This is a genomic window from Streptomyces sp. NPDC060198 (genome assembly GCF_042728415.1).
In the GTDB taxonomy this organism is placed as follows: Bacteria; Actinomycetota; Actinomycetes; order Streptomycetales; family Streptomycetaceae; genus Streptomyces.
Window position 1 is genome coordinate 1 of sequence record NZ_JBHWZJ010000352.1, and the last position, 7,246, is coordinate 7,246.

The 7,246-nt window shown below is 71.5% G+C and carries 8 protein-coding genes, 1 tRNA gene and 1 pseudogene; 4 read left to right on the forward strand and 6 right to left on the reverse strand.

Going from position 1 to position 7,246, the window contains the following annotated elements:
• Both ACFWEP_RS28875 and ACFWEP_RS28880 read left to right on the forward strand, forming a co-directional pair.
• Positions 1-1,467: hypothetical protein (locus ACFWEP_RS28875; RefSeq protein WP_387374342.1), on the forward strand; the 1,467-nt coding region annotated here is incomplete at its 5' end.
• A gap of 79 nt (positions 1,468-1,546) precedes the next feature.
• The gene (locus ACFWEP_RS28880; RefSeq protein ID WP_387374344.1) at positions 1,547-2,878 is read left to right on the forward strand and encodes a ricin-type beta-trefoil lectin domain protein; all 1,332 of its coding nucleotides are present in this window, start codon (positions 1,547-1,549) and stop codon (positions 2,876-2,878) included.
• Between the two features lie 212 nt (positions 2,879-3,090).
• Here ACFWEP_RS28880 and ACFWEP_RS28885 read toward each other — a convergent pair.
• Positions 3,091-3,164 (reverse strand) — tRNA-Pro (locus ACFWEP_RS28885).
• Positions 3,165-3,289: 125 nt separating this feature from the next.
• Between ACFWEP_RS28885 and ACFWEP_RS28890 the strand changes: the two genes are divergently transcribed.
• Both ACFWEP_RS28890 and ACFWEP_RS28895 read left to right on the forward strand, forming a co-directional pair.
• A complete protein-coding gene (locus ACFWEP_RS28890; protein WP_387374346.1) occupies positions 3,290-3,997 on the forward strand; it encodes a transketolase in 708 nt (235 codons plus the stop codon).
• Positions 3,998-4,092: 95 nt separating this feature from the next.
• Entirely contained in the window at positions 4,093-4,989 is an 897-nt protein-coding gene (locus ACFWEP_RS28895) for a transketolase family protein (RefSeq protein WP_387374348.1), read from the forward strand.
• A 40-nt stretch (positions 4,990-5,029) separates the two neighbouring features.
• Here the strand turns inward: ACFWEP_RS28895 and ACFWEP_RS28900 are convergent, their stop codons facing one another.
• The 5 genes and pseudogenes from ACFWEP_RS28900 to ACFWEP_RS28920 form a co-directional block, all read right to left on the reverse strand.
• The gene (locus tag ACFWEP_RS28900; protein ID WP_387374349.1) at positions 5,030-5,599 is read right to left on the reverse strand and encodes a GAF domain-containing protein; all 570 of its coding nucleotides are present in this window, start codon (positions 5,597-5,599) and stop codon (positions 5,030-5,032) included.
• Positions 5,596-6,219, reverse strand: coding sequence for an ATP/GTP-binding protein (locus tag ACFWEP_RS28905; protein ID WP_387374351.1), 624 nt, complete (start codon positions 6,217-6,219; stop codon positions 5,596-5,598). The genes ACFWEP_RS28900 and ACFWEP_RS28905 overlap by 4 nt, the downstream gene beginning before the upstream one ends.
• On the reverse strand, positions 6,197-6,571 hold the full coding sequence (locus ACFWEP_RS28910; RefSeq protein ID WP_358762583.1) for a DUF742 domain-containing protein: 375 nt from the start codon (positions 6,569-6,571) through the stop codon (positions 6,197-6,199). Before ACFWEP_RS28910 ends, ACFWEP_RS28905 begins: the two co-directional genes overlap by 23 nt.
• Positions 6,568-7,002, reverse strand: coding sequence for a roadblock/LC7 domain-containing protein (locus tag ACFWEP_RS28915; protein WP_266712128.1), 435 nt, complete (start codon positions 7,000-7,002; stop codon positions 6,568-6,570). The genes ACFWEP_RS28910 and ACFWEP_RS28915 overlap by 4 nt, the downstream gene beginning before the upstream one ends.
• Before the next feature lie 7 nt (positions 7,003-7,009).
• Positions 7,010-7,246 (reverse strand): annotated as a pseudogene (locus ACFWEP_RS28920) (hypothetical protein); the annotation flags it as partial.

A 7,246-nucleotide genomic window follows, 5' to 3' on the forward strand; every position in this document is an offset into this window, starting at 1 on the left:
CGCGGCCCCGCCGAGTCCTACAGCCTTCTCACGCCCTACAAAGACCCCACCGACGAAAGCAGCCACACCCTCGGACCATTCTGGGTGACATCACAACAGGTACCGCTGCACCACGTATTCGGCACCTACCTCCAAAGCCGCGCCGACACCACCCCCGACCGCTCACTCCTCCTGGGCGAAGGAGAAAACGAATTCCTCGCGCTGGGCGAAGGCGCACCCATCACCTACCACGGCACCAACACCCCACCCGTCCTGCCCCCCACACCCACCCCACCCCGGACCGTCTCCGCCCGAGCACCCCAGCCAGGTCAGAAGGCGGGCGGGCAGCGGCAGTCGGCGGCCTCGGGGAGTGGCAGCCAGGGCTCTTCGTCGCGCGGGCGGCCCACCCTGGACGAGCGGATCCGCACCGCGCAACGACTCAGTCGCGCCGCCGAGGCGGAGGCCGCCCACATCGGGCGCAACCATCCCGCCGAGCGCCAGGGGGTGCGGCCGGACGAGATCCGTGCCCGCGAGGCCCGGCGGACCCTCGAACAGCTACAGAAGGCCAAGGAGTCGGTCGGTTCCGATCCGGTCGGCACCGAACCGGCCGCTACCGACCCGGCCAGTACCGAGTCAACCGGGGACGGATCCCAGCAGAACGACCTGGCCAAGGCGGCTCGGGCGCGCAGGTACGCCGCGGAGAAGGCTCTGGAGGAGGCGGGTCGACGCGCGGACGAGCTGCGGGAGTTGCTCGACGCCGCGCGCGAACGCCAGCTCGTCGCGGCCCGCGCGCAGCGGGGAGCCGCCGAGCGCCTGGCGGGGCTCGCGGCCGACGTGCACAGCTTGCGGGGAGCCAAGCGGGTCGACATGCCCACGGGATCACTGGCGCGTACGCCGTCCCAGTGGCCCGACCCGGGCTCCATGCCGAACCCGGCAAGAGGGCTTGGCGGCAACGACGTTCGGGGCAGGGACGGCGGCGTTGCGCTGTCCCCCGAAGAGTCGTTCTCGGCTTCGCTGCTGCGCGAGTTGAGCCCGGAGTCCGCCCCCGCACAGGACGGCGGGGGTCGTGACGCCCTCAACCTCTGGTTGTCCGACCGTATTTCGGCCCTCGAAGCGGAGGCCGGCGCGCCCGTCCCCGGACTACCCTCCGGTGACGACACGGCCGGCTTGGACGAGATCAGCGCACTGGGTGTCGCCCTCGGACCGGGACAGCTCGCCGAGGCGAGCATGCTCGGCGGCCGGATCACCTTGTCCTCAGCGCAGTTCGACGTCGGGCAGCGGATCCGACTGCTCGTCAACCGGGCCGGCCCCGGGTCCTATCCTGAGACCCTGGCGGCCCTGACAGCGATGGTCTCCGGCCGGAACGTCGTGATCGTCGACCAGGACGGCACCGAGCGCAGCCAGGGGACCGGAACCGGTGAGCCGATCCGAATCGTCTTCGACGGGGTGCGTTACTCGACGCCCCCTCGGCCTGCGCGGGAGACCTGAGACATGGCCCGCACTACTCTCCAGCACCACACGGGAACCGATGGAACCCGCCCCACAGCCGCTTCGCCAGGAGGACGTCTTGAGCACCGCACCGCACACTGCCGGGTCCCCGCAGGGTTCCGAAGGCGAGACAGCTGCGGCCGCAGCCGCCCCGGACGGGACGGTGGACACGGGAGCAGCGCCGGCCTCCGGCTCCGCGAAGGGCGCCCCTGAGCCCGGGGCCGCCGCCGAGCCGGACACCGGCACGTCCGCTGCGACGACCACCTCGTCCGCCACCGCCGCGCAAGCCGAAGACGGGTCCACCGCCGCGCAAGCCGAGGGCGCCTCCACCGCCGCGCAAGCCGAGGGCGCCTCCACGGCCACGCAGGCCGAAGACGCCTCGGCCGCCGCGCAAGGCGAAGGCGGGTCCGCCTCCGCCACGGCCGAGGGCGCGTCCGCGGGCGCCACCCCGGAGGGCGACGCCGAGGCGGTCACCCTCACCGCCGGAGACGGCTCCGACGCGGACGCCGCACGGGCGAGACAGCCCGGCCGGCCACCGCGCACCATCCTGGCCGCCGCCGCGATAGCGGGTGCGCTGCTGGTGTCCGTCCCCTTCCTGATCCACGCGCGGAACGACGACGGGGGCAACAGGACGGTCGGTTCCGGCGACGCCGCGGACACCGTCCTGACGGACCCCTTCGAGGACACACCGGGGGCCTTCGATTCGGCCGCGCCCGTGGCGGGCAAGCGCACGTCGGGCTCCCCCGAGGCGAACGCGCGGCGTGGCGACCAGTCGGACCCGAAGAAGTCCGACGCGTCCGGGGGCTCGGGCGGCAGCGGATCGACGAAGGACGACTCCGGCTCGGGCGAGACCTCCTCGAAGGGCGGCGGCGAGGCGAAGAGCGGTACCTCGTCGAACTCGTCCCAGCCCTCTTCGTCCGACTCGTCCTCGTCGAACTCCGGCGGTGGCGGCACGTCGAAGTCCGGCACCGTCACCACCACGCCGACCAAGACGACCAAACCGGTCGCGGCGGTCGCAGCGGTCGCGGCGGGTGTGACGGTCTACAGCCACGCCGGCGGCCGGTGCGTCGACATCGTGGGCGACAAGGGCAAGGACGGTGCCCCCCTGGAGATCTACGACTGCACGGGGAAGAACTGGCAGAAGTGGGACTTCCGGTCCGACGGGACCGCACGTTCCATGGGGCTGTGCATGGACATCGCGTGGGCGTCGACGGACGACGGCGCCCAGATCCAGTTGGCCAAGTGCAACGGCGGCTGGGCCCAGAAGTTCAAGGTCAACTCGTCGCACGACCTCGTCAACACGACGATCGGCAAGTGCGTCGACGTCAAGGACAACGCGACCGCCAACGGCACCCGGCTACAGCTCTGGACCTGCAACGGCCACCCGAACCAGAAGTGGAGCAAGCGCTGACCGCACCGTGAGGGGCAGGCGGGTCCTGGACACCATCGGCGGTGACCAGGACCATGCACACGTCGGCGCGACCCCGAAACTGGCCGCCGGACCATTCGGAGACCCACTCGGGCTCGCCGTAATCCCCGGACATACGCAAAGGGCCTGTCGAATCTCTTCGACAGACCCTCTGAGCTGCGACTTCATGAAGCATGACGTGCAACTTCGCAAAGTCGGGACGACAGGATTTGAACCTGCGACCCCTTGACCCCCAGTCAAGTGCGCTACCAAGCTGCGCCACGTCCCGGCACCCGTCTGACCTGGGCTGTTGCCCTGGCTGAACGCGCATGAGAACAATACCGCACTTGGACGGGTGGTTACGAACCACTTCCTCTTGACCTCAACCATGGTTGAGGTCAGACGATGATCAGCATGACGAATTCCACCGGTTCCGGGCGCCGCACGTACGGCTACGAGGACCTGAACCACCTCATGGGCCTCATGACCGGCGACGAGAAGCACGGGCCCGCCGCCACTTCCACCCTGGACGTGCTCTGGGTGCTCTACGACCGGGTGCTCCGGGTCGGCCCCGCGACCGTGGACGATCCCGAGCGGGACAGATTCCTGCTCTCCAAGGGCCACGGGCCCATGGCCTACTACGCGGTGCTCGCCGCCCACGGCTTCTTCCCGGAGGACCTGCTCACCGGCTTCGGCTCGTTCGACTCGCCACTGGGCCAGCACCCGGACCGACTGCTGGTGCCGGGCGCCGAGATCGGCAGCGGATCGCTGGGGCACGGCCTCCCTCTCGCGGTCGGCACCGCCCTGGGGCTGCGGGCGCAGGGCCGCACCGATTCCCGGGTCTGGGTTCTCGTGGGGGACGCGGAACTGGACGAGGGAAGCAATCACGAGGCGCTCGCCTTCGCCGGGCCCGCCGGCCTGGAGCGGTTGCACACCGTGGTGATCGACAACCAGTCGGCGACGTACGGCCGCCCCGGCGGCATCGCGGCGCGCTTCGAGACCGCCGGGTGGTCGGTGGCGAGCGTGGATGGCGGGGACCACGAGGCGCTGTACACGGCCTTCACCGCCCCGCACCCCGGCCGGCCGCACGCCGTGGTCGCCCGGACCATGCCGAAGCGCTGACCGGCACCGCCCTCCCGCGTCCCCGCCGCACACACTCCTGACCCGGTACACGGCGTACCAACCCCTCACCTTCAGCACCAACGGAGAGACTCCCCGTGGACACCATGCGAGACCGCTTCATCGCCACCACCACCGAACTCCTCGGCCATGATCCGCGCCTGGCCCTCGTGCTGGCCGAGATCAGCCGCGACGGCTTCGCCGGAGCCGAGCGGAACCACCCTGAGCGGGTGATCAACGTAGGTATCCGTGAGCAGCTGCTCATCGGGGCGGGCGCGGGTATGGCCCTGACCGGGATGCGGCCGATCGTCCACACCTTCGCGAGCTTCCTCGTCGAGCGCCCCTTCGAGCAGATCAGACTGGACTTCGGGCACCAGGGTGTGGCCGGGGTGCTGGTGAGCGCGGGAGCCTCGTACGACTTCCCGGCGGCCGGCTTCACGCACATGTCACCCGGTGATGTGGCGCTCATGGACACGCTCGACGGCTGGAGCGTGCACGTTCCCGGCCATCCCGACGAGGCGGAGGCACTGCTGCGGCGGGCAGCCGCCGGGGACGACCGTGTCTACCTGCGGTTGTCGATGCAGACGAACCGCCGGGCCATGCCCGTGGACGGGAACGGCTTCCTCACCGTGCGCGAGGGGTCCCGGGGCGTCGTCGTCGCGGTCGGCCCGACGCTGGACGACGTACTCGCCGCGACGGAAGGGCTGGACACGACCGTGCTGTACGCGGCCACGGTGCGGCCCTTCGATCTCGGCGGGCTGCGCGGGGCGGCGGGCGCGGGCACCGCCGACGTGGTGCTCGTGGAGCCGTACCTCGCCGGTACCTCCGTAGCGGTGGCGACCGAAGCCCTGCTCGATCTCCCGCACCGGGTGCTGGGTCTGGGTGTGGGCCGCGCGGAGCTCCGCCGCTACGGACGGATGGACGAGCACGTCGCGGCGCACGGGCTCGACGCCGCAGGGCTGCGGAGCCGCATCACCCGGTTCCTGCGCGGCTGAGCGGACGCTCCACGCACGGGCCTGCCCCTCGCTCGTCTCCTCAGCGGCGGGGCAGCTCCCGGCGGTCGATGTGCCCCATCAGTTCTTGGGCGAGCGCCTTGATGGTGACGAGCCCCGCGCGCCCCCACGGCCGGGGCACGGTGTCGACGGCGCAGACGGTGCCGAGCGCGACGCCCGCGCCGTCGATGAGCGGAGCCCCGAGGTAGGAACGAATCCCTATGCCGTCCACGACCGGGTTCCCGGCAAAGCGCGGATAGTCGCAGACGTCGTCCAGCACCAGGGCCTTGCGCCGGACCAGGACGTGCGGGCAGTAGCCGTGGTCGCGGGCCATGTAGCGGTCGCTCCGGCTGCTGCGCGCGGCGGCGGTGCCGAGGTCGCCGCCTCCCTGGTTGCCCGCGGGTGTGTGCAGACCGGCGAAGAACTGACGGTTCTCGTCGATGAAATTGACCATGGAATAGGGGGCGGCGGTCACGGCGGCGACCCGGTCCGCGAAGTCGTCGAAGTTGTCGAAGGTCGTGTCCGGCCGCTCCCCCAGGCCGAGCCGGCGCAACCGGGCGGCCCGGGTGGAGCCGTCGCGGTCGACCGGTGTGAGCAGCTGCCTGCCCGTCACGGGTGCGCTCCGTACGTCTGGAGCGGGGCAGGGGCGGCGGTGGCGTTGATGAGGTGCTGGAGGAGTGTCACCAGCGCACCCGTACCGGAACTGGCGATCCGGGCGTCGCACAGGACGACCGGAACGCCCGGCGGGAGGTCCAGTGCGGCCCGGACCTCGTCGGGGGCGTAGCGGTAGGCGCCGTCGAACTCGTTGACGGCGACGATGAAGCCGATGCCACGCCGTTCGAAGAAGTCGACTGCGGCGAAGCACTCTTCGAGGCGCCGCGTGTCGGCCAGCACCACCGCGCCCAGGGCGCCCTGTGACAGCTCGTCCCACATGAACCAGAAGCGTTCCTGGCCGGGGGTGCCGAAGAGGTACAGGACGTGGCTCTGGTCGAGGGTGATCCGGCCGAAGTCCATGGCGACGGTGGTGGACCGCTTCGACTCGATGCCGTCGAGGTTGTCCGTACCCACGCCGATCTGGGTCAGCAGCTCCTCGGTGCTCAGCGGGGCGATCTCGCTGACGGCGCCCACGAACGTCGTCTTGCCGACCCCGAACCCGCCCGCGACCAGGACCTTGAGGGCCACGGGGAAGGGCGCGGGGCGGGCGGTGCGCTCAGAGTTGTCGTCGTAGGCCATCGAGCACTGCCTCCAGCAGGGTTCGGTCGGTGGGCATGTCCTGGAAGGCGGGGGCGTGCGCGGTGACGGCCCCGCAGTCCACCAGGTCGGAGACGAGGACCTTGGCGACCGTCGCGGGCAGCCGCAGATGCGCGGCCACCTCGGCGACGGACGTGGGGCCTTCGCAGAGCCCGAGTGTCACGGTGTGTTCGTGGCCCAGGTGGGCCTGCGGCTTCCTGCCGGTCGCCATGATCAGCGAGAGCAGGTCGAGTTCCGTCGTCGGCCGGGTCCGGCCGCTGCTGACGGTGTACGGACGGACGAGCCGGCCGGCCGCGGCGTCGAGCAGCGGTCCTTCCTGGGCCCGCACCCTCACAGCCCCGGAGTGAACGGTGTCCCCGCCATGTGCCGTGCCGGGGTGGCCAGATACGGTCGCACGCTCTTGACCAGCATGGTCATCTCGTACCCGAGGACCGCCGCGTCGGCCTCCCGGCCGGCGAGGACCGCGAGGCAGGTACCGGAACCGGCGGTGGAGACGAAGAGCAGGGTCGAGTCGAGTTCGACCACGACCTGACGCACGTCGCCGTTGTCCCCGAACCTCGCCCCGGCGCTGCGGCCCAGGGAGTAGAGCCCGGCCGCCAGGGCCGCCATGTGGTCCGCGCTGTCGGAATCCATGCCGTGGACCGACTTCACCAGCCCGTCCGCGGACAGCAGGACGGCACTGCGCGTGTACGGGACACGTTGGACGAGTCCGCTCAACAGCCAGTCGAGGTCGGCGACCTGCCCGGACGTCATTTCGCTCGGCATGGTGCATCTACTCCTTGTACGTGTTCTCGTGACGGGGTTCGGGGTGCTCGTGGCGGGGCTCGGGCTGCTCGTGACCGGGGCCGGGGCGGCCCGGGACTCCCCTCTCGGACGGTGCGGCCGGCGCGCGTACGGGCAGCGGGGTGACCCGCCGGACCGGTGGCGCGACCGGAGCGGCGTACGGGGCGAACCCCGGCGCGGTGGGCCCGGCCGGCGCGGTGGGCCCGGGCACCGGGGGCCCCGGCGC